General features: G+C 60.1%; 23 protein-coding genes and 2 pseudogenes. 13 read left to right on the top strand and 12 right to left on the bottom strand.

All coding sequences use genetic code 11. From position 1 onward, the window contains the following. Positions 1 to 1063 (bottom strand): annotated as a pseudogene (locus ASC96_RS33085) (hypothetical protein); the annotation flags it as partial. A 383-nt stretch (positions 1064 to 1446) separates the two neighbouring features. On the opposite strand from ASC96_RS33085, the gene ASC96_RS27865 reads away from it, so the two are divergent. From ASC96_RS27865 to ASC96_RS27850, 4 genes are all read left to right on the top strand, one after another. After that, positions 1447 to 2229: a transporter substrate-binding domain-containing protein gene (locus tag ASC96_RS27865; RefSeq protein WP_060506307.1), complete on the top strand. Its 783-nt coding sequence runs from the start codon at positions 1447 to 1449 to the stop codon at positions 2227 to 2229. 115 nt (positions 2230 to 2344) lie between these two features. After that, entirely contained in the window at positions 2345 to 3148 is an 804-nt protein-coding gene (locus ASC96_RS27860) for an ABC transporter permease (RefSeq protein ID WP_060506306.1), read from the top strand. Beyond that, the gene (locus ASC96_RS27855; RefSeq protein ID WP_060506305.1) at positions 3145 to 3975 is read left to right on the top strand and encodes an ABC transporter permease; all 831 of its coding nucleotides are present in this window, start codon (positions 3145 to 3147) and stop codon (positions 3973 to 3975) included. The genes ASC96_RS27860 and ASC96_RS27855 overlap by 4 nt, the downstream gene beginning before the upstream one ends. Before the next feature lie 163 nt (positions 3976 to 4138). Next, positions 4139 to 4405 (top strand): usg protein, encoded by a 267-nt coding sequence (locus tag ASC96_RS27850; RefSeq protein ID WP_060506304.1) that lies wholly within the window; start codon positions 4139 to 4141, stop codon positions 4403 to 4405. Between the two features lie 25 nt (positions 4406 to 4430). Here ASC96_RS27850 and ASC96_RS27845 read toward each other — a convergent pair whose 3' ends face one another. Continuing rightward, the gene (locus ASC96_RS27845; RefSeq protein WP_060506303.1) at positions 4431 to 5135 is read right to left on the bottom strand and encodes an SDR family oxidoreductase; all 705 of its coding nucleotides are present in this window, start codon (positions 5133 to 5135) and stop codon (positions 4431 to 4433) included. A gap of 102 nt (positions 5136 to 5237) precedes the next feature. After that, positions 5238 to 5963, bottom strand: a complete 726-nt coding sequence (locus ASC96_RS27840; RefSeq protein ID WP_060506302.1) for a DUF2270 domain-containing protein — start codon at positions 5961 to 5963, stop codon at positions 5238 to 5240. Positions 5964 to 6102: 139 nt separating this feature from the next. On the opposite strand from ASC96_RS27840, the gene ASC96_RS27835 reads away from it, so the two are divergent. Beyond that, positions 6103 to 6918 carry a methyltransferase domain-containing protein gene (locus ASC96_RS27835; RefSeq protein ID WP_060506335.1) on the top strand — a complete coding sequence of 272 codons (816 nt, stop codon included), beginning with the start codon at positions 6103 to 6105 and terminating at the stop codon, positions 6916 to 6918. Positions 6919 to 6924: 6 nt separating this feature from the next. On the opposite strand, the gene ASC96_RS27830 is transcribed toward ASC96_RS27835, so the two are convergent. Further along, positions 6925 to 7305, bottom strand: a complete 381-nt coding sequence (locus ASC96_RS27830) for a GFA family protein (protein ID WP_060506301.1) — start codon at positions 7303 to 7305, stop codon at positions 6925 to 6927. Positions 7306 to 7557: 252 nt separating this feature from the next. On the opposite strand from ASC96_RS27830, the gene ASC96_RS27825 reads away from it, so the two are divergent. The 3 genes and pseudogenes from ASC96_RS27825 to ASC96_RS27815 all read left to right on the top strand — a co-directional run bounded on the left by ASC96_RS27825 (position 7558) and on the right by ASC96_RS27815 (position 10890). Then, positions 7558 to 9183 (top strand): hypothetical protein, encoded by a 1626-nt coding sequence (locus ASC96_RS27825; protein ID WP_060506300.1) that lies wholly within the window; start codon positions 7558 to 7560, stop codon positions 9181 to 9183. 127 nt (positions 9184 to 9310) lie between these two features. Beyond that, a pseudogene (locus ASC96_RS27820) lies at positions 9311 to 10186 on the top strand (NAD(P)-dependent oxidoreductase); the annotation flags it as partial. Then, the gene (locus ASC96_RS27815; RefSeq protein WP_112834665.1) at positions 10183 to 10890 is read left to right on the top strand and encodes a DNA alkylation repair protein; all 708 of its coding nucleotides are present in this window, start codon (positions 10183 to 10185) and stop codon (positions 10888 to 10890) included. The pseudogene ASC96_RS27820 and the gene ASC96_RS27815, both read left to right, overlap by 4 nt. Here the strand turns inward: ASC96_RS27815 and ASC96_RS27810 are convergent, their stop codons facing one another. The 3 genes from ASC96_RS27810 to ASC96_RS27800 all read right to left on the bottom strand — a co-directional run bounded on the left by ASC96_RS27810 (position 10891) and on the right by ASC96_RS27800 (position 12672). Further along, positions 10891 to 11379: an Lrp/AsnC family transcriptional regulator gene (locus tag ASC96_RS27810; protein WP_037095833.1), complete on the bottom strand. Its 489-nt coding sequence runs from the start codon at positions 11377 to 11379 to the stop codon at positions 10891 to 10893. A 65-nt stretch (positions 11380 to 11444) separates the two neighbouring features. Continuing rightward, complete coding sequence (locus ASC96_RS27805) at positions 11445 to 12083, bottom strand: uracil-DNA glycosylase family protein (RefSeq protein ID WP_060506297.1); 639 nt, start codon at positions 12081 to 12083, stop codon at positions 11445 to 11447. Next, positions 12076 to 12672, bottom strand: coding sequence for a thermonuclease family protein (locus tag ASC96_RS27800; protein WP_082512289.1), 597 nt, complete (start codon positions 12670 to 12672; stop codon positions 12076 to 12078). Before ASC96_RS27800 ends, ASC96_RS27805 begins: the two co-directional genes overlap by 8 nt. 129 nt (positions 12673 to 12801) lie before the next feature. On the opposite strand from ASC96_RS27800, the gene ASC96_RS27795 reads away from it, so the two are divergent. Further along, the gene (locus ASC96_RS27795) at positions 12802 to 14337 is read left to right on the top strand and encodes a HAMP domain-containing sensor histidine kinase (RefSeq protein ID WP_060506295.1); all 1536 of its coding nucleotides are present in this window, start codon (positions 12802 to 12804) and stop codon (positions 14335 to 14337) included. Between the two features lie 7 nt (positions 14338 to 14344). On the opposite strand, the gene ASC96_RS27790 is transcribed toward ASC96_RS27795, so the two are convergent. The 5 genes from ASC96_RS27790 to cobT form a co-directional block, all read right to left on the bottom strand. After that, on the bottom strand, positions 14345 to 15403 hold the full coding sequence (locus ASC96_RS27790; protein ID WP_060506294.1) for an ABC transporter ATP-binding protein: 1059 nt from the start codon (positions 15401 to 15403) through the stop codon (positions 14345 to 14347). After that, positions 15400 to 16953 carry an iron ABC transporter permease gene (locus ASC96_RS27785; protein WP_200954905.1) on the bottom strand — a complete coding sequence of 518 codons (1554 nt, stop codon included), beginning with the start codon at positions 16951 to 16953 and terminating at the stop codon, positions 15400 to 15402. The genes ASC96_RS27790 and ASC96_RS27785 overlap by 4 nt, the downstream gene beginning before the upstream one ends. 164 nt (positions 16954 to 17117) lie before the next feature. Continuing rightward, positions 17118 to 18137: an iron ABC transporter substrate-binding protein gene (locus ASC96_RS27780; protein WP_060506293.1), complete on the bottom strand. Its 1020-nt coding sequence runs from the start codon at positions 18135 to 18137 to the stop codon at positions 17118 to 17120. A 162-nt stretch (positions 18138 to 18299) separates the two neighbouring features. Continuing rightward, positions 18300 to 18716 carry a diacylglycerol kinase gene (locus ASC96_RS27775; protein WP_082512287.1) on the bottom strand — a complete coding sequence of 139 codons (417 nt, stop codon included), beginning with the start codon at positions 18714 to 18716 and terminating at the stop codon, positions 18300 to 18302. 275 nt (positions 18717 to 18991) lie between these two features. Then, positions 18992 to 20008: a nicotinate-nucleotide--dimethylbenzimidazole phosphoribosyltransferase gene (cobT, locus tag ASC96_RS27770; protein ID WP_060506292.1), complete on the bottom strand. Its 1017-nt coding sequence runs from the start codon at positions 20006 to 20008 to the stop codon at positions 18992 to 18994. A gap of 176 nt (positions 20009 to 20184) precedes the next feature. Here cobT and ASC96_RS27765 point away from each other — a divergent pair, with 176 nt between their 5' ends. Genes ASC96_RS27765 through ASC96_RS27750 form a run of 4 tightly spaced genes read left to right on the top strand, consistent with a single transcriptional unit; the run spans position 20185 to position 22389 of the window. Then, on the top strand, positions 20185 to 20973 hold the full coding sequence (locus ASC96_RS27765; protein WP_060506332.1) for an adenosylcobinamide-GDP ribazoletransferase: 789 nt from the start codon (positions 20185 to 20187) through the stop codon (positions 20971 to 20973). Between the two features lie 48 nt (positions 20974 to 21021). Further along, positions 21022 to 21246, top strand: coding sequence for a DUF1289 domain-containing protein (locus ASC96_RS27760; RefSeq protein WP_060506291.1), 225 nt, complete (start codon positions 21022 to 21024; stop codon positions 21244 to 21246). Then, on the top strand, positions 21243 to 21944 hold the full coding sequence (locus ASC96_RS27755; protein WP_060506290.1) for a TIGR02281 family clan AA aspartic protease: 702 nt from the start codon (positions 21243 to 21245) through the stop codon (positions 21942 to 21944). The genes ASC96_RS27760 and ASC96_RS27755 overlap by 4 nt, the downstream gene beginning before the upstream one ends. Positions 21945 to 21966: 22 nt before the next feature. Continuing rightward, positions 21967 to 22389: a hypothetical protein gene (locus tag ASC96_RS27750; protein ID WP_060506289.1), complete on the top strand. Its 423-nt coding sequence runs from the start codon at positions 21967 to 21969 to the stop codon at positions 22387 to 22389. Positions 22390 to 22391 lie beyond the last annotated feature (2 nt).

The raw sequence follows: 22391 nt of genomic DNA, 5'->3' as shown, positions 1-22391 counted from the left end.
GGTCGCGGGCAATCTCCTGCTTTTCTTCCTGACTGCGCGTATCGACCACTTCCGGGATCGGCTTACGGCGGTCGGGACGCTTGGCTGGTTCACCATCACTATCGATTGCGGGACGCAATTCATCCTCTGCGACCGGCGGCTGGCCGTCGTCCTGCTGGCCGGCCTGTGCCCGGGCCTTCTCTTCGGCACGGATGCGACGACGCTCCTCGGCAGCCTTTTGCGCGGCCTCGTCATCGCCGGACGGTTGAGCCTGCTCTTCCTGCTGTTGCTGTTCAGCCTGCTGCTTGCGGCGCTCGGCACGAGCCTTGGCCTTCTCTTCAGCAGCCTTTGCCGCCTCATCGTCGCCAGAAGGCTGGGCCTGCTCCTCTTGCTGCTGCTGTTCAGCCTGCTGCTTACGGCGCTCTGCGCGAGCCTTGGCCTTCTCCTCGGCAGCCTTTGCAGCCTCGTCGTCACCGGACGGCTGGGCCTGCTCTTCTTGCTGCTGCTGTTCGGCCTTCTGCTTGCGGCGTTCGGCGCGAGCCTTGGCCTTCTCCTCGGCAGCCTTTGCCGCCTCGTCGTCACCGGACGGTTGGGCCTGCTCTTCTTGCTGCTGCTGTTCAGCCTTCTGCTTGCGACGTTCTGCGCGAGCCTTGGCCTTCTCCTCGGCAGCCTTTGCCGCCTCGTCGTCACCGGACGGCTGGGCCTGCTCCTCTTGCTGCTGCTGTTCGGCCCGCTGCTTCCTGCGTTCGGCGCGGCTCGGCTGCTCTTCCTGTGCGGGCTGCGCTTCCTGTGCCGGCTCTTCCTGCTGCTGCTCGGCATCCTGGCGCGCCTTGCGGCGCTCGGCGCGGCTCGGTTGCTGCTCTTCTTCCTGGGCGGGCTGCTCTTCGGACTGCTCGCCGCGCGGACGGCGCTTCTTGATGATCTCTTCCGGTGCCTGTTCACCACCATCCGCCTGCGCGACGCTATCTTCCTGCGCGACTTCGAACGGCTTCATCAGGCTATCGGCCAAAGCCGGCTGGACGGCGATCGATATCGACAGCATGGGAAACGCCACGGTCGCGAAAAGTTTGGATCGGATGCTCATAAATGTCTCCTCCTTCAGAGGTCCCGTTTTCGTTGTCTTGAGCCGGAGGGACACCGCTTGTCCTTCAGTCATGTCCGCTCTTTGGACAGACCAAGCGGTGAAAAAAAGGCGAACCGGCTCAAATCAGACAACGACGATTAGCGAAACCCGCATTAACTCAGCATGAATGTTACGTTCATCTTCGCCGGAGATAGGCCGCATCCGAAAGCAACCAGTGTAAAGGCATGAGGATGTGCAGACTTTTCATCAAATGCCTCTGCTTTCCTGTTGATTTTTCCATTTAAAGCGTAGGAATATCTGCGCAGCCCGGCCACAATAATGGCCGGTACAGGGGTGGCCGTGAAGAACAAGAAACCGGCCGCCAGCCAACAGAGAGGATCACTATGCGTATTTCCAGACGTCTCGCCATGGCCGCTTCGGCTGCCGTTTTCGCGCTGATGGCAGGCACTGCCATGGCCGATGGCGAAAAAATCGTCATCGGTACGGAAGGCGCTTACCCGCCCTTCAACAATCTCGAAGCAGACGGCACGCTGACCGGCTTCGACGTCGATATCGCCAAGGCGCTCTGCGTTGAGATGAAGGCAGACTGCACCTTCGTCACCCAGGATTGGGACGGCATGATTCCGGCCCTGGTGGCCAAGAAGTTCGATGCTATCATCGCATCGATGTCGATCACGCCGGAGCGGCTCGAAAAGGTCGATTTCACCAACAAGTATTACAACACGGGTCCGGCCATCGTCGTGCCGAAGGATTCGCCGATCACCGAAGCGACCGAAGCAGGCCTCGCTGGCAAGTCGCTTGGCGCGCAGTCGGCGACGACACACTCCAACTATGCCGAAGCCTTCTTCAAGGAATCGGAACTGAAGCTCTATCCGACCCCGGACGAGTACAAGCTTGACGTCGCCAACGGCCGCGTCGATGCCGTCATCGACGACGTCGTCGTTCTCACATCCTGGCTGAAGACCGCCGACGGCGCCTGCTGCAAGCTTCTGAAGGCTCTGAAGCCCGATCCGGAAATCAACGGCATCGGCGCCGGCATTGCTGTGCGCAAGGGCGATACCGCCTTGAAGGAAAAGTTCAACACAGCCATCGCGGCAATCCGCGCCAACGGCAAGTACAAGGAAGTCGCCGACAAGTATTTTGACTTCGACGTCTACGGCGATTAATCTTTACCTGTTGCTGAAATACGATGGCGGAAGGCTGGTCCTTCCGCCATTCTTGTCTGACAAGGCTTCATAACAATAAGCGCGTCAAAAACGCCGTACAGGGGAAATCAGACTTATGCAGGCTGCTTTTGCTGCCCTCTCTTCCATTGTCTCGTGGTTTGCCAGCATGATCGATCCGATCTGCGGCCCGATCGGCATCTTCCGGCTTTTCGCACAAGATACGCTTTTGGCCTGCGGTGACACCGGTTGGGGCGACGAGATCGCCCAAGGCTTCATGATCACGGTCAGCTTGGCGATCTGCACCTTGCCGATAGGGCTACTTTTGGGGTTCTTCATCGCTGTGGCTAAGCAGTCCGAGGAAAAGTCGCTGCGGCTTGCGGTCAATATCTATACGACCCTTTTCCGCGGACTTCCGGAGCTTTTGACACTCTTCATCGTCTATTACGGCCTGCAGATCTTAGCCCAACAGGCGATGGCGGCGGTCGGATTCGAGGGTCCGGTCGAGATCAATGCCTTCGTTGCCGGCATGATTGCCCTGAGCTTCGTCTTTTCCGCCTATTGTTCGGAAGTTCTTCTGTCCGCCTTTAAGGCCATTCCACAAGGCCAGTATGAAGCCGGTGACGCCTTGGGCTTACACCGTGGCAAGACCATGCGCTTGATCATCCTGCCGCAGCTCGTGCGCATCGCCTTGCCGGGCCTCGGCAATCTCTGGATGGCGCTATTGAAGGACACGGCGCTCGTCTCGATCATCGGCCTTTCGGATATCTTGCGCCAGACAGGTATTGCCGCACGCGTCACCAAGAATGCCTTCGAATTTTTCTCGATCGCCTGCCTGCTCTTCCTCATTCTGGCAATGCTTTCCTCACTGGTGTTCTCTGCACTTGAGCGCTGGACCAAACGTTCGGAGGCCGCCCGATGAGCCACGCTGAAACCATGCTCCCGGCGCTGCCGCCACCGCCAGAGGCGCAGAAACGCTACACGCTTTCCCGCCTGCTTGGCCGCGCCCTGCTCGGCGTCTGGTTGGCAGCGTCCGTCGGCATTTTCCTATTCGCCGTCGATTCCTGGAGCCCGGAAAAATTCGCCAAATACGGCCCGAGTTTCCTGTCCGGTCTGCGCGTCACGCTGACGCTGGTTGCTATCTCGGTTGTGCTCGGCGGCATTCTTTCTCTGCCGATCGCCTACGGCCGGATGACCAAGAACAAGGTGCTGTCCTGGATCGCCTACGGCTACGTCTATTTCTTCCGTGGCACGCCGCTGATCGCACAGCTCTTCCTCGTCTATTACGGCCTCGGCAGCTTCCGCCCTTATCTCGAGGCAATCGGCCTGTGGTCGCTGTTCAAGGATGCGTGGTTCTGCGCGCTCTTCACCTTCACGCTCAACACCGCCGCCTACCAGGCTGAAATCCTGCGCGGCGCCATCGAGAGTGTGCCGCGTGGCCAGCATGAAGGGGCGTCTGCCCTTGGCCTGCCCAAGCGCGTCGCCTTCTTCAAGATCATCCTGCCACAGGCGATGATCGTGGCGCTGCGGCCCTATGGCAACGAAATCATCCTGATGATCAAGGGCTCCGCCGTCGTCGCCATCGTTACCGTCTTCGACCTGATGGGCGAAACGCGCCGCGCCTTTTCGCGCACCTACGATTTCCAGATGTATCTGTGGGCCGCCGTGCTCTACCTGATCATGGTCGAAGTCCTGCGCAATCTCTGGGCCTGGATCGAAACGCGCCTGACCCGCCACCTGAAGCGGTGACCAGGCGTCCCCAGGCGTCCGTTTGGCAGCACTCGTCATGACATGCTGCCAAACCTTTGTTTCCTAACGAAATTTTGCATGACCGTGAAACATTGTTAATGCCGGATTAACCAACTCTGTGTTTCAATTGCAAGGACCATCATTGAGCAAAATGAGGTCCGGCATGACAAACGAAATGGAACTGCAGCTCAAGGGTTACGGCCTGACCACGGCCCAGATCCTCTACCGGATGCCCGATCACCCGGCTTTTCTGCAGACCTACATCTGGCAGCACTACGATCTGGCCCCGGAATTTCCGGAAATGAAGAATTTTCTCAAATTCTGGCAGGAAACGCTGGAAGGCCCGCTGCATTCGGTACGCTATGTCCACCGCAAACTGATCTCGGCGACGGACTGGCGGGCGCTCAAGGGCGAGTTCATCATCAACTGATGCGTCGCCCATTGGCTGAAGGAAGTTAAACCGACCGGGTAATGCCGCCGTCGATGCGGATATTCTGGCCGGTAATGTAACCGCCGCGGTCGGTCGCCAGAAGCGCCACCAGTTCGGCCACCTCCTCGGACGTGCCGTAGCGGCCCATTGGAATGCGCAGACGCCGCTCCTCGGTCGCAGGCAGGCTGTCGATGAACCCTGGCAGGACGTTGTTCATCCGGATATTGTCGGCGGCATATTTGTCGGCAAACAGCTTGGTGAAGGCTGCCAGCCCTGAACGGAAGACGCCCGATGTCGGAAACAGCGGGTCGGGCTCAAAGGTCGCGTAGGTCGAAATATTGACAATACTACCGGACTTCTGCTCCAGCATAATCGGCGTCACCAGCCGGGTCGGGCGAACAACATTGAGGAAATAGACGTCCATTCCCTTGTGCCAGTCATCGTCACTCAGATCGAGAACGGCAGCACGCGGCCCGTGGCCCGCGGAATTGACCAGCGCATCCACACGGCCCCATTTGCCGTAGGCCGCATCCACCAGCCGCTTCAGGTCGTCATTCGACTGGTTCGACCCGGTGACACCGATCCCGCCGAGTTCCTGCGCCAGGGCCTCTCCCTTGCCGGACGAAGACAGGATCGCGACGCGATATCCCTCCGCCGCCAGCCGCCGCGCCGAAACGGCACCCATGCCGGACCCGCCCGCTGTGATAATTGCAACCTTCTGATCCGTCATTACCGTCTCCCTCATGTCAATGAAGACACGATAAGACCAGTAGCAGGCGAAGATCACAATCAAGAAATCCTGCACATGCCATCAGCGTATCTGTTTTACCGCTCACACGTGAACCTCGCCATGGGCGAGTTCCCCCTCACTCGGTTCCTTGTGAAGCGCGGCATAGACCATCAGCAGGTAAAACGCGGCGACAATTCCAATGACCAGCCAGCCTGAGACGGGACCGAGCGCAGCATTCCCGGCGATTTCAGCAAGCGACGCCACCTCGCGTGCCGCACCGCCATCGGCCTGCAGCAGCGGCGAGGATATCTTCAGGCCCCAGGCCAACAGGAGGATGAGGTACATCCAGCAATAGTTGCGCCGCAATCTCCGGCAAACCGCTTCGCGATAACTCATCAGAAAAGCCGGACGGCGCAGGCTGTCGGCGATGGGGGCTGCCCAATTCGGCTTGAAGGGCGCCTGCGGAGCCAGCATCTGAGCAAAATAACCACGTTCGATCCGGCGAACACGGGCGCGATAAACATCGAAGAACCGGTATCGCCGCGCCTCTATGAACAACAGCAGCGTGATCAGCAGCATGGCAAAGAGCAGCACACCATGATGCGAAGCCGGGCTCGACAGGGAAACAGAAAGCAGGGCCGCAACCACGGTGATGGCCCAGTTCGATGTGCGGTCGATACGGTCCCTCCAACCCGCCATGCGGCCCATCTCGCCACGATAGTAGTGGACGAGCGCCGTGATCGTCTCCGAGGGCGTCGCCGGTAAAGGCGGGCTCTTGGCTTCGTTCTCGTCCTTGAGCAAGGCAATCGGGCTGAATTCCGCAGCCATGGCATTTCCTCCGGATTTTTGTTGTTTTCCTCATCATGCGCTCAATTTCGGCGGCAACCAATGACTTTCCCGGCCCAAAGGCCCGCAAATGCGGGTTTCCGCATTGCCAAATGGCCGCCCGCGCCGTAAAGACGCCGCCATGCAGAAGATCGATGAAGAAGCCCTCGCCGAAGCCTATAACCGCGCGCTTGCCCTAGAGAAATCCGGCGACGTCGAGGCGGCTGTCAAAGCCTATCAGGAAGTTCTGGCGATCGATCCCGACGATCACGGCGGCGCTGCCGTCCGCATCGCCTCGATGGGCCGCGGCGAGACGCCCGACAAGGCCCCCGACGCCTATGTCGCCACCCTGTTCGATCAGCATGCCGATGTGTTCGAGGACGTGCTCGTCGAACAGCTCGACTACCATGTGCCGATGCTGGTGCGTCAGCGCCTTCAGGCCCTGAAGCTTGGCCCCTTCGCCCGCGTACTCGATCTCGGCTGCGGCACGGGCCTGACCGGCGGCGCACTGCGCGACATGGCCGATGACATCACCGGCATCGATCTGTCGGAAAACATGGTCGAGATCGCCCATGAAAAAGACGTCTACGAGACGCTCTACGTCGCCGAAGTCGTCGATTTCCTCGAAGACAATGACGACGAGCCCTTCGATCTCGTGACGGCAACCGATGTACTGCCCTATCTCGGCGCGCTCGAAGCCCTGTTTTTCGGCGCTGCCGAAAACATGAATGCCGGCGGCCTGTTCATCTTCTCAAGCGAGACCCTGCCCACCGAAACCTTTGCCGGCCGTCCTTTCATGGTCGGTCCGAACCAGCGTTTCGCCCATGCCGAAACCTATGTCCGCGAGCGCCTCGATGCGATCGGATTCGATGTCGTGGAATTGACGGATATCACGGTGCGCAAGGAAGAAGGCGCACCGATCGCCGGTCATCTGGTGATTGCAAAACTACGCGGATAACGGCGCTCAGGCGTCGTGAACCTCGGGCAACTCATACCAGTCGCCCTTGAACTCGGTCAGGATGTTCTTGACGATCCGTTTGCCGGTGTCGCCATCGATCACACCGGCCGAGACCATCAGTAGGTCGGTGCCGATATTGTCCTTGAACAGACGGCTGCCGCAGGTCGAACAGAACCCGCGCCGGGCCTTGTCCGAATAGCCGTACCATTGCAACGTGCCATCCGCGTCGAACCGCACATCGCCGCGCGGCGCGCCGATCACTGCCATGTAGTTGCCATGCGCCTTGCGGCAATCGCCACAATGACAGCAGAACACCCCGGCAGCTTCCGCCGGAATTGAAAATTTGACGCCGCCGCAGCGGCACGAAGCGTTCAGTCGATCGGCCATGAATAGTGTCCTCCGAATAATAAGCCGGGATGCAACAGCCGTTGCGAGCTGTCCCGGTAAAGACATACGGCACGAAGTCCGGGCTTCAAGCACCGCGGACGATCACCTCGTCGCCAAAATAACAGGCGCGGCTAATTTATTCAGCAAAACCACAATCAAGGATTGATTTAACAACCTATTGATGCAGGCGATTTATGGACGCATGCAGATCGCCACCCTTACGTTACAGGCACAACTTAAGGGGGAATATTCATGGAAATCTTTTTTGCCTGGTTCGCCGGCGCGGGCGGTATTTTCGGCCTTTTGATCGCCGCGATAAAAAATATCCTCGGTCTCCATCCATTGGCTTTGCTGTTTGCGCTCCTCACCCCATGCCTGCTGCTCTATGGCCGGCATGAAGTCAGGCTCCGGCGGCTGCGCTCGATCAAGGATTTCCTGATCTCGTTTGGGACTCCTCTGGAACGAAGCCAGGGCATCGACACCGTACCCCCGGTAAATGCCAACCAGGCTCCGCCCGCCAACGGCGATATGCCTGATCCAAACGTCCGCTTGACCAGCAATCCCTCCTTCGAATTCGTCAAATCCAAATATATTTCGGATCTGCAGGTTCCAGATCCCACCGACGGCAGAACGTTCAACGGGATGACCGACATCGATCAGATTGACTGGATCATCAAGAGCATCGGCAGTTTCGGTTCGCGCAGCGACTGGAGGATCTTCCTGTCCTCAATCGGTTTCGTTCTTCTGTGTTACTTCGGCTTCTCCGCCCTGTTCACCACCCTTGCCTGTGGCCTGGGCGCAGCCGCGTGCTCCGCCGCAGCCGGATCGGCCGTAACGGACGGCAGCCATGCAAACTGGCAGCAATTGACAGTCATCGGCTCGCTCGCCTTTGCTGGTGCCTTTGTCGCAGCAATCCGCAATTTCGTCCGCTCGATCGCTGTCTTCGACCTCTCTCCCTATACGTTCCTGCGGCATACGGCCGAAATCGTTGCATCAGTGATTTTCACGATCATCCTGTTCGCTGTCTTTCGCGACCCGATCAGCGGCATCACCGGCCTCGCGGCCAGTATTCTGCCTGCAGCAGCGCAGCCGTCTGTGCCAGCAGCAACGCCAGCGGTTGCTTCGGTAGCCAGCAGTCACATCCAGCCCATCTGGTTCGGTCTAGCGCCACTGCTCGGCCTGTTGCCGCAGAGTGCGACCAAATTCCTGCTGGTCAAATTCCAGAACCTGATCAACTGGATCAAGACCACCGACGACCGCTTCGTCAACGTCACCAAGATCGTCTCGCTCGATATCATCGATGGCATCGATTACGAGACGCGGTTTCGCCTGGAGGAATGCGGCATATATGACGTGCAGAACCTCGCGACCTACAATCCGATCATGCTGCATATCGAATCGCCCTATGGCATCTATCAGGTCATCGACTGGGTGGGCCAGGCGCAGCTATGCCATATCCTCGGTCCGGAAAAATTCCTGATCTTCCGCGAGTTGAACATCCGCACCATCTTCGACCTCGAGCGGGCGATCAGCAGCAAACACTCGGTCAAGGCCTTCGACGAGATTTGCGCCGGTGTCCTCATGGCCTCGACAAGCAGCCTGAGAGAGACGGTGAAGATCAGCGCGACCAAGCCCATCACCCTGGATGCGGATAGAGCGGAAGCCGTCGATGCAGACGCCTTTTGCATCTGGGCGCGCAAGAGGATGCTGCGGGACGACGATTCCAAATCGACCGAACATGTGCTCCGGTGGATTGCCGACGACCTGCATGTTCGCCGCCTGCGCCGTCTCTGGCTCGATATTTCCGCAAGCCTCGGGCGGCAGGCGGAATGCCTGCCGGATGGCGTTGACCTTCCCCCCGTTCCCGCGGTTCCGTAACACGACGAAAGATCGCCGCGCATTGCAGCGCCGTTGTCTTTGCCTGTAAACGCCAAAGCTCGCCATCACGGGCCTTCCCCGCCCCATCTGCATCGGCTAAGTCTCGACAAGATGGAATTTCGGGAGTTTTCGAATGGCAAAAGTCGCATTCATTGGTCTGGGCGTCATGGGGTATCCGATGGCCGGTCACCTCAAGGTCAAGGGCGGCCACGAGCTGACGGTCTATAACCGCACGGCCGCGAAGGCCGCAAAATGGGCAGAACAGTTTGGAGGCCGCGCGGCAGCAACACCGGCGCAAGCCGCCGACGGCGCCGACCTCGTCTTCTGCTGCGTCGGCAATGACGACGATCTGCGCTCGGTGACAACCGGCAAGGATGGCGCCTTCGAAACCCTGAAGGCCGGTGCCATCTTCATCGACAACACCACCGCCTCTGCCGAGGTCGCCCGCGAACTGGATGCGGCAGCGTCCGCACGCGGCGCCCACTTTATCGATGCGCCGGTCTCCGGCGGTCAGGCCGGTGCCGAAAACGGCGTATTGACGGTGATGTGCGGTGGCGATCCCGCCGTGTTTGAGCGCGCCCGGCCAATTATCGATGCTTATGCCCGGATGGTTGGCCTGATGGGCCCGGCCGGGTCAGGACAACTGACCAAGATGGTCAACCAGATCTGCATCGCCGGCCTCGTCCAGGGCCTCGCCGAAGGCATCCATTTCGGCAAAAAGGCCGGTCTCGATATCGAGAAGGTCATAGAGGTGATCTCCAAGGGGGCCGCCGGTTCCTGGCAGATGGAAAACCGCCACAAGACCATGAATGCAGGCAAGTACGATTTCGGCTTCGCCATCGACTGGATGCGCAAGGATCTCGACATCGTTCTGACCGAAGCCCGCAGCAATGGTGCCAAGCTGCCGGTGACAGCGCTGGTCGATCAATTCTATGCCGACGTGCAGGAAATGGGTGGCAATCGCTGGGACACGTCGTCGCTTCTGGCGCGGCTCGAAAAATAATGCTGTCGCCCGCCTCGCCAGCAGATGCCGTCATCGCACATCTGAAAACACTGGGCGCGGAAAGCAACCTTGCCGGCATGGCGCGATTTGGTATCGAAACGGACAAGGCGCTCGGGATAGCCAACCCGGCGCTCAAACGCATTGCCCGGGTGATCAAGCGCGACCACGGCCGCGCCCTCACTTTATGGGACAGCAATATCCGCGAAGCTCGCCTCATGGCGAGCCTGACCGCTGAGCCGCAGAAACTGACGCTCGATACGGCCAGGCAATGGGCAAGCGGTTTCAATTCCTGGGAAATCGTCGACAGCCTTGCCGACCTGTTTGTCGATGCCCGGCTGGAAGCGATCCTGATTCCCGAATTTGTCGCCGATGAACGGGAGTTCGTCCGGCGCACGGCTTTCAGCATGATCGCCGTCGCCGCCGTTCACCTGAAACAGGAGCCGGACGAGACCATCCTCGCCTGGCTGCCGCTGATCGAAGCTCACGCCGGCGATGACCGCAATTTCGTAAAAAAGGCGGTGAACTGGGCATTGCGCCAGATCGGCAAACGCAGCGTCCGCTGCCATGGCCCCGCGCTGTCACTGGCACAGTCTCTGGCTGCGCGGCAGGACCGGACAGCCCGGTGGATCGGCAAGGACGCTGTCCGTGAACTCACGAGCAGCGCCGTTTTGGCAAGGCTGGGCCTGCAGCCGTTAGCCGGGTAATCAGTCCTCGCTGGACTTCGCCTGATCGATGACCATGTAGTCGAGCGGCAGCTGCGTCGTATATTTGATCTGCTCCATCGCAAAGACCGACGAAACATCGCGAATCTCGATCTTGGTGATCAGGCGCTTGTAGAAGGCGTCATAGGCGGCAATATCAGGGACGACGACGCGCAGGAGATAATCGACATCGCCGCTCATGCGGTAGAATTCGACCACTTCAGGAAACTCGCCGACGACTTCCGAAAAGCGCTTCAGCCATTCGATCGAATGGGTGTTGGTACGGATCGACACGAAGACAGTCACCTTGGTGTTGACCTTCGCCGGATCCAGAAGCGCCACACGGCCACGGATCACGCCATCCTCTTCCATCTTCTGGATACGGCGCCAGCAAGGCGTCGTGGACAGGCCGACCTTTTTAGCCAGATCAGCAACAGCGAGTGTGGAATCCTCCTGCAACAGGCGCAGGATTTTACGGTCAAGACGATCCATGAAGAGCCCTTTTCGAATATTATTCTATCTATATCGTGAAATTCACCAAATGGAAGAAAATTGTTTCAGATAATCAATTTTGATACGCGCTCTCTTAGGACAGGCAGGACATCCTCAGCAAACCACGGATTTTTCTTCAGCCAGCCGGTATTGCGCCAGCTCGGATGCGGCAGCGCCAGAACTGGCGGCCCGGCGTTGGAGCCCAGATGCGCGCGCCAGTTGCGCACCGTTTCGGTCATTGTCGATGAACGCCGGTCGCCGAGATGCCAGGATTGGGCATATTGACCGATCGCCAGCACAAGCTCCACCTGCGGCATCGCATCGATCACCTCCTGGCGCCAACGCGGCGCGCATTCCCGGCGTGGCGGCAGGTCGCTGCCATGAGCGTCATAACCCGGGAAACAGAAGCCCATCGGCACGATGGCAAAGAGGCTTGGATCGTAAAACTGTTCGCGCGAGACGCCGAGCCACTGGCGCAGCCGGTCGCCCGAGGCATCGTTGAACGGCAGGCCGCTTTCATGGACACGCAACCCCGGCGCCTGACCGGAAATCAAGATTCGCGCCGAAGATGACATGACCACGATCGGGCGTGGCTCGTGCGGCAACTGGTCGCCAGGACCGCGCGCCGGCGCATCCCGGCAGATCCGGCAAGCCGCGATCGCTGCGCGCAAAACCCCCAGCCCGTCCACGTGCCCGTCAGCCATTCCATACCTTTGACATTGCATTCCCAACCCAGCCGCCGATCCGCGAAATTGCGCTGCCCAGCCAGCCCTCCGGTATATGGGGTATCTCGTCCATTCCGCCATGGGTCTGGCGCCAACTGCGGGGCGCGTCGAACGTGCCAGCCCAGAGGCCCAGCCGCTTTTGCCTGGCAGCAGCCTCCTCGGCCGCATAATTACCGAAAGCGATGGCATAGCCGCCATCGACCATCGCCGCATTCAGGTCACGATCTGCAACCTTACAGACAGCAAGAAGCCTGCCGTATTTATCGCTGCCACCGGCCTCGCAGGTGGTTTGGGCATCACCGATCAAGGCCGCTAGATGGCTCCTTGCCTCGGTGCCACACGGCCAGTCCCGTTGTTCCCGCTGGCAGACCTGACGCAACTCCGGGGCATCGATGCCGGCAAGACGGATGCGCTCGCCGTCGAGCACCAGCGTATCGCCATCGACAACCCGCGCCCGGCCCGACATCACCTCCGCCGGCCCCTCAAGCCTAACCACCACGAGCCCGAGAAACAGCAATATAAGCGTTGTCAGCAGAAGGTCGCGAATGATCCGGAGCATCTGTTTCATTTCCGCCTTGAAAACCCTCTGTACGCCCGTTCACGCTGCGGGATGCGGAGCGAAAAAACAGGAAATCGCAGCAACTTCTTAAGGATTCCCCCTTAAACTTCAACGGATTCCGTTAACGCGTATGAGATCATGAGTAAGGGCGTCAGCACCTCGACAGACAAGAATATCGTCGACAAATCGCGCAGCCACCGCAACGCGGCTGTGTCGAAAGCCGTGCGCACGACCCGCGAACGCCTGCAGGCTGGCCCCTCGAATGCGTCCGGCTTCGATAAGGAGATGCTCGGGCTTCACGTCGACACGATGCTGCAGGGCGCGATTGCCATGCCGTTCTTCATCATTCTGGTCACCGCTATCGGCGTATCCCTGTCGCAAAAGCTTGATCTCGTCGCCTGGGGCATCACGGCGCTCTGCGTCAATGCCATCGGCATTCTGCTGGCACGCCGGGCAAAGGCCATAGATATCCCGGCGGACAAGGTGAATTATTGGCGCCGCCGCTTCCTGTTCGTCCAGATCGTCCTTGGCATTTGCTGGGCAGCATTCATCTTCCAGGATTGCAACACCTGCCGCGAAGCCAATTTCGACTTCTACAAGGCTGCAGTGCTGCTGATTGCGCTCGCCGCCACCGCGATGGGCACGTTCCTGTTGCGCAATGCACTGCTCTTCACCTTTGCCCCGGTCGTCATCGCGCTTGGGGCGCTGACGATGAGATCCGGCAATCCCGCCTATATGGCCTTGACCGTTATCATTTCGACGTCGCTGATTTTCCTCGTCTTCATGACCAACCGCATGCACCGCAGCAACGTGCATATCCTTTCTGTTCAGGCGGAGAAGGACGATCTGATCGCCGAACTCGAAGTGGCGAAATCGATGTCGGACGAAGCGCGCCGCCGCGCTGAAGAAGCCAATATGGCAAAGTCGCGTTTCCTCGCCTCGATGTCGCACGAATTGCGCACGCCGCTGAACGCCATCCTTGGCTTTTCCGAAGTCATGTCGACGGAAGTGCTCGGCCCGCTCAACAATCCGATCTACAAGGAATATACCGGCGACATCCACCGCTCCGGCCAGCATCTGCTCGATTTGATCAACGAAATCCTCGATCTTTCGCGCATCGAAGCCGGCAAGTACGACCTCAATGAAGAGGCCATTCACCTGGTGGAGATCACCGAGGACTGCATCGGCATGGTGCAGCTGCGCGCCCGCACCAAGAATATCAGCATCACCGAGCAGTTCGAATACGGCATGCCGTCGGTCTGGGTGGACGAAAAGGCGATGCGCCAAGTCATCCTGAACCTGTTATCGAATGCGGTGAAATTCACGCCGTCCGGCGGCGAAGTTTCCGTCAAGGTCGGTTGGACGGCCGGTGGCGGCCAATACCTGTCGATCAAGGACAACGGCCCGGGCATTCCCGAAGACGAAATTCCGGTGGTTCTTTCCGCCTTCGGCCAAGGCTCGATCGCGATCAAGAGCGCTGAACAGGGAACCGGGCTCGGCCTGCCGATCGTTCAAGCGATACTGGCCAAGCACAATGGCGACTTCATGCTGCGCTCCAAGCTGCGCGAAGGCACCGAGGCCATCGCCATTCTGCCAGCAAAACGTGTACTGCAAAGCGTTCCCGCTATCGAGGACGCCCCAGCGGTTGAGCGCCGCCGGAAGAGTTTCGCTTAACGGATAGTCAGTCCGGCAAAACATGCGCCGTGCCGTGAACACTGATTCCCACCAGGTCGCCCGGCTCGGGAATGTCGGCGCCGGCGCATTTGATCGACAGGAAATCCGGCATGGCCCGGTCGCTGCGATCGATCCTGACCAGAACCATACAGTTACCGCCCCCGAACTCGACATCATCGACACGCCCGAACGGGCCTTCGATCGTGGTTCCCGCAGCGGCGGTCTTCAACCGTATCTGCTCGGGGCGCAACATGACTGTTGCCTTGCCTGCCTGGAGCCCCGCCTCGACCACCAATGAGCCCAATGCGCACTGCGCCCGCCCCGACGCGATGCTGGCGTCAAGCAGGATGGCCTCGCCCAGGAAGGTCGCCGTTTCGCGATCCCGCGGCTTTCCGTAGAGCGTGCGCGGCGAGCCGAACTGGACAAGCCGCCCCTGCCTCAGCACCGCCACCTGATCGGCAAACGACAAGGCTTCCGCCTGATCATGCGTCACCAGGATCGCCGTCGTTCCTGCCGCCCGCAGCACGCGCGCCACCGTGCGCCGGAGCGTATCACGAAGACCGGTATCGAGTGCCGAAAACGGCTCATCGAGCAGCATCAGCCGTGGCTTGAGCGCCAGCGCCCGGGCAAGCGCGACCCGCTGCTGCTGGCCGCCGGAAAGCTGGTGCGGACGCCTCGTGGCCATGACATCGTCAAGCTCGACCATTTCCATCAACTCGGCGATCCGCTGGGCGCGGCCAGGCGCATTCTTGGCCAATCCGAAACCGATATTGTCGGCGACGGTCAGATGCGGGAACAGCGCGCCATCCTGGGAAACGATGCCGATCCCGCGCCGGTGCGCCGGAACGAACGCGCCGTTGCCGGCAAGTGTCTTTCCATCCAGCACCAGCGAACCGCTGTCTGGCGTCTCGAAACCGGCGACGATGCGCAACAGCGTCGTCTTGCCGGACCCGGAAGGTCCAACGATCGCCGTGCGTCCGCCCGCCTCGATCGCCATGCCGATGGCGTCGAGTGCCACCGTCGGGCCGTAGGATTTGCTGATCGCATCGAGTGTCAGAAACGTCATTGTCCGGTTGCCCGTCTGGATTGCACGTAAAGGAGGAAAGTGAGCGGCAGCGACAAAAGCACCATCATCACCGCATAGGGAGCCGCTGCGACATAGTCGATCTCGCTGGTCAGCGACCAGAATTTCGTTGCCAGCGTTTCGACGCCCGTTGGCGAAAGCATCAAGGTCGCCGTCAATTCGTTGGTGATGCCGAGCGCCACCAGCGCCGTACTGGCTGCAATGCCGGGTGCCGCAAGCCGCATCGTCGTCTGGCGGACGGCCTGGAATGGTGTGCGTCCCAAAGCCATGGCAGCGCGCTCAAGCTCGACCGGCGCCTGCGCGATACTGGTGCGCAGGCCGACCATGGCGCGTGGCAAAAACAGCATGATGTAAGCGAGGAACAGCGTGGCAAATGTCTGGTAGAGCGGCAGCACCAGCCGCACCGTGATGGTCACCAGCGCCAGCGCCACCACGACGCCGGGTAACGAGCCGACATAATAGTGGCATGCTTCGAGAATCCGCTGCAGCCGCCCCGGCGCCCGTACCGACAGCCAGGCCATCGGCGCCGCCGCAATGGTCGCCAGAACACCGCCGGCAATGGCAAGCACGACAGTCTGGCCGAAAGCACCACCGACAAGATCGATCCGCCAGATTTCCGCGCCGCCAATATAAAGCCAGCGTGTCAGGGTGACGAACGGCACACCGATAGCCAGCGCCGCCGTCACGGCATTCAATGCGATCGCCGGGATGACCATATGCCCAAGCCTGCGGCGGTCAGCCGGCCGGGCCGCACCGGAGCCCACTCGCGCATAACGTTCGCCACCGCGCAGGACAGCCTCGATAACCAGAAGCAGCAGGCAGCACGACACCAGAACGCCAGCCAGCATATTCGCCGCCGGGCCGTTGAAGGCGGACTGGAACTGATCAACGATCGCCGTCGAGAACGTATCGAAGCGGATCATCACATAGAGCCCGTATTCGGCGAGCAGATGCAGACCAACCAGCAGCGAGCCGCCACAGATCGCCAGCCTCAACTGCGGCAGGACAGCGCGAAAAAACACCTGCCACGGGTTCAGGCCAAGCGAGGCTGCCGCATCCTCGATCGCCGGGTCGAGACGGCGCAACTGAGCCGCCACAGGCAGATAGAGAAATGGGAAGTAGGCAAGCACCGACACCAGTACACCGCCGGTCAGGCCATGCAGCCCGGGCACGAGGCTGATCCAGGCATAGCTGTGCACGAACGCCGGAACGGCAAGCGGCGCCACCGCCAGCATCGACCACAGCCGCGCACCGGGCAGATCGGTGCGCTCGGTTAACCAGGCCAGCGCCACGGAAAGCGCGATCGTCAGCGGTAACGTGCAGAGTTCAAGCAGAGCCGTATTGATCAGCAATTCGCCGACGCGGCCGCGAAAAATCAGTTTCGAGGCGGTTTCCCAGCCGGTCTGCACCGAAACCCATGCGATAAAGCCGAGCGGCATCAGGCTGACGAGAGACACGAAAGCCGCAACGATCGTGACCCAGAGATAAGGAACCCTGGATCGTCCTTTGGCGGCGATGATCAGCCGGCGCAGGGCAGAAACGGGTTCGGCAGGAAACGCGGTGGCGCTCAAAATCTCTGCTTTCAAAGCAAAACAACATTCGCAGCCCTTTTTTTATGAGCGGCTGCGAATGTCACCGGCAGTCCGGAATGACGATACCTAACCGGAGCGTTCCGATCAGGTTTAGGTTCTGCCTATCACAGCAGACCGGCGTCCGTCATCAGGTCTGTGACTTTTGCGCTGTTGAGTGTGGCCGGATCGACCTTGGGGTACTGCAGATCCGAAAGTGCTGGCAGGGCCTTGTTCGAAGCTTCGCCATTGCCGACAGCATATTCGAACGAGGTGCCGTCGCGAAGGATGCCCTGCCCGCCCTTGCCGGTGATCCAGGCGAGGAATTTCTGGGCATTCTCCTTGTGCTGGCTGGAGGCGAGCACGCCACCACCGGAAATGCTGACGAATGCGCCCGGATCCTCGTTCTTGAAGAAGTGCAATGCCACGTTCTTCGAGTTCTCGCCGGTCTTCGCCTGATCGCCGAAATAGTAGTAGTGATAGATCACGGCACCTTCGACTTCACCGGCATTGACGGCCTTCATCGCCGTCGAGTTGCCCTTGTAGGCGGTGAAGTTTTCTTTCATCGCCTTCAGCCAGGAGGCCGTCGCTTCTTCGCCCTTCAGCGACAGAAGCGCGCTGACGATGGCCTGGAAATCGGCGCCTGCTGGTGATGCGGCCCAGCGGCCCTTCCAGCTTGGATCGGCGAGATCCAGCATCGACTTCGGCAGCTTGTCCTCGGTCAGCTTGGTCTTGTCATAGGCAAAGACGGTCGAGCGCGCGGCAACGCCGATCCAGTGGCCGTTCGACGGCCGGAAATTCTCAGGCACCTGCGCCAGAGTCCCGGCAGCGACCGGCTCGAACAGCCCGGCTCCATCAACCAGCGACATCGCCGGCGAATTTTCGGTCAGGAACACGTCGGCTGGCGATGCGGCGCCTTCCTGGACGATCTGGTTGGCGAATTCCATGTCGCTGCCCTTGCGCAGCGTCACCTTGATACCGGTTTCCTTGGTAAAGGCTTCGGCCCAGGCAACACCGAGGCTTTCGTGCTGGGCGTTATAGACGACGATGCCGATATCTTCCTGGGCAAGGGCGACGGTTGCACCGGTGCTGGCGAAAAGAGCCGCGAACGCCAGCGCGCTCATCGAGCCTGAGAAGGAAATTGTCATGGAAACCTCTCCGAGTTTTCTGCGGACCATCTTGTCCGGCGGCCCCGGTATATAATCATGATATTTCGCGTCAACTTTGATTAGCGTCAGAACAGAAAGAAATCGCTCAATTAAATTTGACTGTTGAAGAGGGAATAAAATCGCCGCCTGCCGATTCAGGCCTCAAATGCCGAAGAAATGCGAGAAAACCACGACATAGGCGACATAACCGCCATTGGCGAGGATGATGCACAGGCAGGCGAGCGAACCCAGATCCTTGGCATTCTTGCCCATATCGGAAATTTCCGGTGAAACACGATCGACGATTTCCTCGATCGCCGTATTCAGCGCCTCAAAGGCAATCATCAGCAGAAACAGCACACCGGCCGCAACATACTGGAAAAAGGTCGCGCCGGTGATGGCAAACAGGATCATCGCGACGGCAAACGCGCCAAGCTCATGGCGGAAAGCTGCTTCGCCAAGAAGGCGCTTGGCGCCGCCGAAGGAATAAGTGGCAGCCGCGAAGAAATGCCGGATTCCCGTCAGCTTTTTTACCGGCTTCTCATTGGCCATTCGACGATAGTCCTCGTTCAGATACATGCTCGCTCCGTTCTCTGCAAAAAGCTGCAAGGAACACGCGATACTGACATCAGCCTGAATGCGCCGTGAATACGGGCCACTCACACCACAATCGTTCAATGGATCGCCGCTCTCGAATAGGTGAGAAGCCGTGGGCTATCAAGCCCCGGTCTGGCAGCCGGAGCCCGAGAAGACTTGCAATTGACAGTATCGACCGGAAATCGTCCCTGGCATCCCCTGAGCGATGCTGCTCAGCGCAGCATTCGCCGGACTATACCTGCCCCAGAAGACCGCCGTCAGCTCTTGTTGCTGACGCCGGCCTGTGCAAACGTCGCCATACCGGAGTGGCAGGCAGCAGCCGCCTTGACGATACCGGCAGCAAGCGCTGCGCCCGTACCCTCGCCAAGCCGCATGCCGAGAGCAAGCAGCGGCGTCTTGCCGAGCATCTCGATCGCCTTCATATGGCCCGGCTCTGCCGAAACATGGCCGATCAGGCAGTGATCGAGCGCCGCCGGATTGGCGGCTTTCAGGATTGCCGCCGCCGTCGTTGCGACATAGCCGTCGATGATGACAGGGATTTTCTGCATGCGGGCCGCCAGGATGGCACCCGCCATCGCGGCGATCTCGCGGCCACCGAGGCGGCGCAGCACTTCGAACGGATCGGAGAGATGATCGCCATGCAGCGTCACTGCCTTTTCGACAGCCGCGATCTTACGGGCGAGAACAGCACCCTGTGATCCCGTGCCGGGACCGACCCATTCCTCGGCAGTGCCACCATAGAGCGCCAGATTGATCGCCGCTGCGATGGTCGTGTTGCCAATCCCCATTTCGCCGATGCACAGAAGATCGGTGCCGCCAGCGACCGCTTCCATGCCGAAAGCCATGGTGGCAGCGCAGTCGCGTTCAGACAGAGCCGCCTCTTCGGTGATGTCGCCGGTCGGATACTCCAGCGCCAGATCGAATACTTTCAGGCCGAGATCATGGCTGACGCAAATCTGGTTGATGGCAGCGCCACCGGCTGCAAAATTCTCGACCATCTGCGCCGTCACCGAGGGCGGAAACGGCGTGACGCCCTGCCGGGTGACGCCGTGATTGCCAGCAAAGATCGCCACCAGCGGCCGGTTGACCGCAGGCGCCCTGCCCGTCCAGGCGGCAAGCCAGAACGCGATTTCCTCAAGCCGGCCCAGTGCTCCCGGCGGCTTCGTCAGTTGCGCATCGCGGTCGCGGGCTGCCACCAGCGCGGCACTATCCGGACCCGGCAGGTTACGCAGCAATTCACGGAAATCGTCGAACGGCAGGCCGCTGGCACTCATGGAGAAAATCCTTGTCTCGTCTTGTCGTCGGCGAAGCATGGCTTCGCAAAGGTGCTTCCTCATAAAGCGCTGCGACAAATCCGGCAACGGCATTTGCGCCCGTTCGTGTCGCCGTCGCATGATCGGCTTGAAAACACCGATTCGCTGGGGGCGGATCGGCCTTGGGGACCGATTTCATGTTCGATATCCGCGATTTCATCGACGACGTGGCCCGCTCCGTGGCATTCCTCAGCCGTATCCACATGCCGCAGCGTCATTTCGTCAATTTTGACGGCCGCCTCAGCCGCGCGGTGCGTGCCTTTCCGCTGGCCGGACTGCTGATCGTGCTGCCAGCCGCGGCCATCGTCTCGGTCTTCACCGCCTTCCAGGTCTCACCGCTGTTCACGGCCTTCGTCGCAGTCGCAGTCCAGGCCCTGATCACCGGCGCCCTGCACGAAGACGGCCTCAGCGATACGGCGGATGGCCTTGGCGGCGGCAGGACTAAGGAAAAAGCGCTTGTTATCATGAAGGATAGCCGCATCGGATCCTATGGTGCGGTTGCCCTCATCCTGTCGTTTGGGCTCAGGGTCTCGGCTCTGGCTGCCGTCCTGCCCCTGGTATCGCCAAGAGGCGCCGGATTGCTGGTGCTCGCCGTAGCCGCCCTCAGCCGCACCGCCATGGTCTGGCACTGGTCGAAACTTCCGCCCGCACGCCAGGATGGCGTTGCCGCGTCGGCTGGCGAACCGCAGGCCCCGGCTGTTACCTTTGCGCTGATTTTCGGCGTCGTGTCGGCAGCGCTTTTGCTGCTCTTGTCGGGCGCCTCGCTTTTGGCCGCAATCCTCGCCATCGCCGCCTTTGCCGTCACGGTTCCCGTCTTCAGCGAAATCGTCAACGGCAAGATCGGCGGCCATACCGGCGACACAATCGGTGCCACACAACAATTGACCGAAATCGCCGTTTTTGCAGCCCTTGCGCTAGCTATTTGAAACAACGATATAAGTCTGAACCACGCTTGCTTGGATTGTCACGCCCTTATGGAAACACCCTGCATTCTCGTCTGTTCGATCGACATGAAAACCGGATTTTGTTTCGGTTGCGGCCGCACACGTGACGAAATCGGTGCCTGGACACTCTACACAGCGCAGGAACGGCGCGACATCATGGACAGCCTGCCGGCGCGGCTGGAAACGGTCGAGCGCAAACCCCGCCGTGAAACGCGCCGGACCCGCATGGCGCGCGAAAGGGTAAGCCGCGAATGACCAGACTGATCATCCTTCTGGGCATCCTTGCCGTCGGCCTCATCTTTCTGATCCTCAACCACGACAGCGGCCGCACCTTCGGCATCATGAACGACGATTTCGGCCGCCTGGTCACGCTTGGCGCCATCGCCGCGATGTTTGCCACCGGCATCGTCCAAAGCCGCCGCCATATCGGCCAGAGCCTGCGGCAATTCGGCATCTGGGTGCTGATCCTCCTGGTTCTCGTCTCGGGCTATCTCTACCGCACCGACCTGCAGTCCTTCGGCGGCCGCCTTGCCGCCGGTCTCATTCCCGGGCGGGCTGCCGTCTTCACCGACAGCGAAGGTGTTCAGGAAGTGGTGCTGCACAAGGTGCTGAACGGTCATTTCGAAACGCCGGTCACCGTCAATGGCGCAACCGTCCAGATGCTGGTCGATACAGGCGCCAGCCGTGTCGCTCTGTCCTACGAGGACGCCGAAACGCTCGGCCTCAATCCCGCAGGGCTCTCCTATACACAAACGATCCTGACCGCCAACGGCGAAGCGCGCGCTGCCCCCGTCACGCTTGCCGAGGTCGCCATCGGCCCGATCGTCCGCAACGACGTCAAGGCGATGGTTACCCAGCAGGGCATGCTGGACCAGAGCCTGCTCGGCATGAGTTTTTTGTCGACGCTCGATTTCCTGCAGATGCAGACGGATGAGTTAAGATTGAGAGATTGAAGAAACCGGCGGGAGGCCATGCATGAACCGGGTGTTGAAAGCATTTCTTGCCACTGCCGCATTGCTTCTGCCATCTGCCGCTTATGCAGATGAATACGGCTTGCCAGGAGAGTGGCAACAGGTGAGCTCCAATGCAGGCGAATGCAGTTCCTGCAAGATCACCATCATGCGGCATGGATCGGTTCTGACCATTGCGGCCAACAATGGCTGGTCCGCCGCTGTCCAGGCAGACAGTCCCAGCAACACTCTCTGGGCGGTCGGGAACGGCCGGTGGCAAGAAGGAAAAGGCGGCCCCTACAGCGGCACGCTCTTCAATATTGCCATTATACTGAAAGGTGAACAATTGCAGATGATGATGCTGAGCGAGACTGGCAATCGCCGCGCCGGCACAATCAAGGCCGTCTTCAAAAGGCAATCGGCAGAAACTCCCCTGACGAAGATGTAACT

The sequence above is a fragment of the Rhizobium sp. Root1204 genome (assembly GCF_001424965.1).
GTDB lineage: Bacteria > Pseudomonadota > Alphaproteobacteria > Rhizobiales > Rhizobiaceae > Pararhizobium.
The sequence above is the reverse complement of the archived record's forward strand: the minus strand, read 5'-3'. Positions and strand labels throughout refer to the sequence as shown.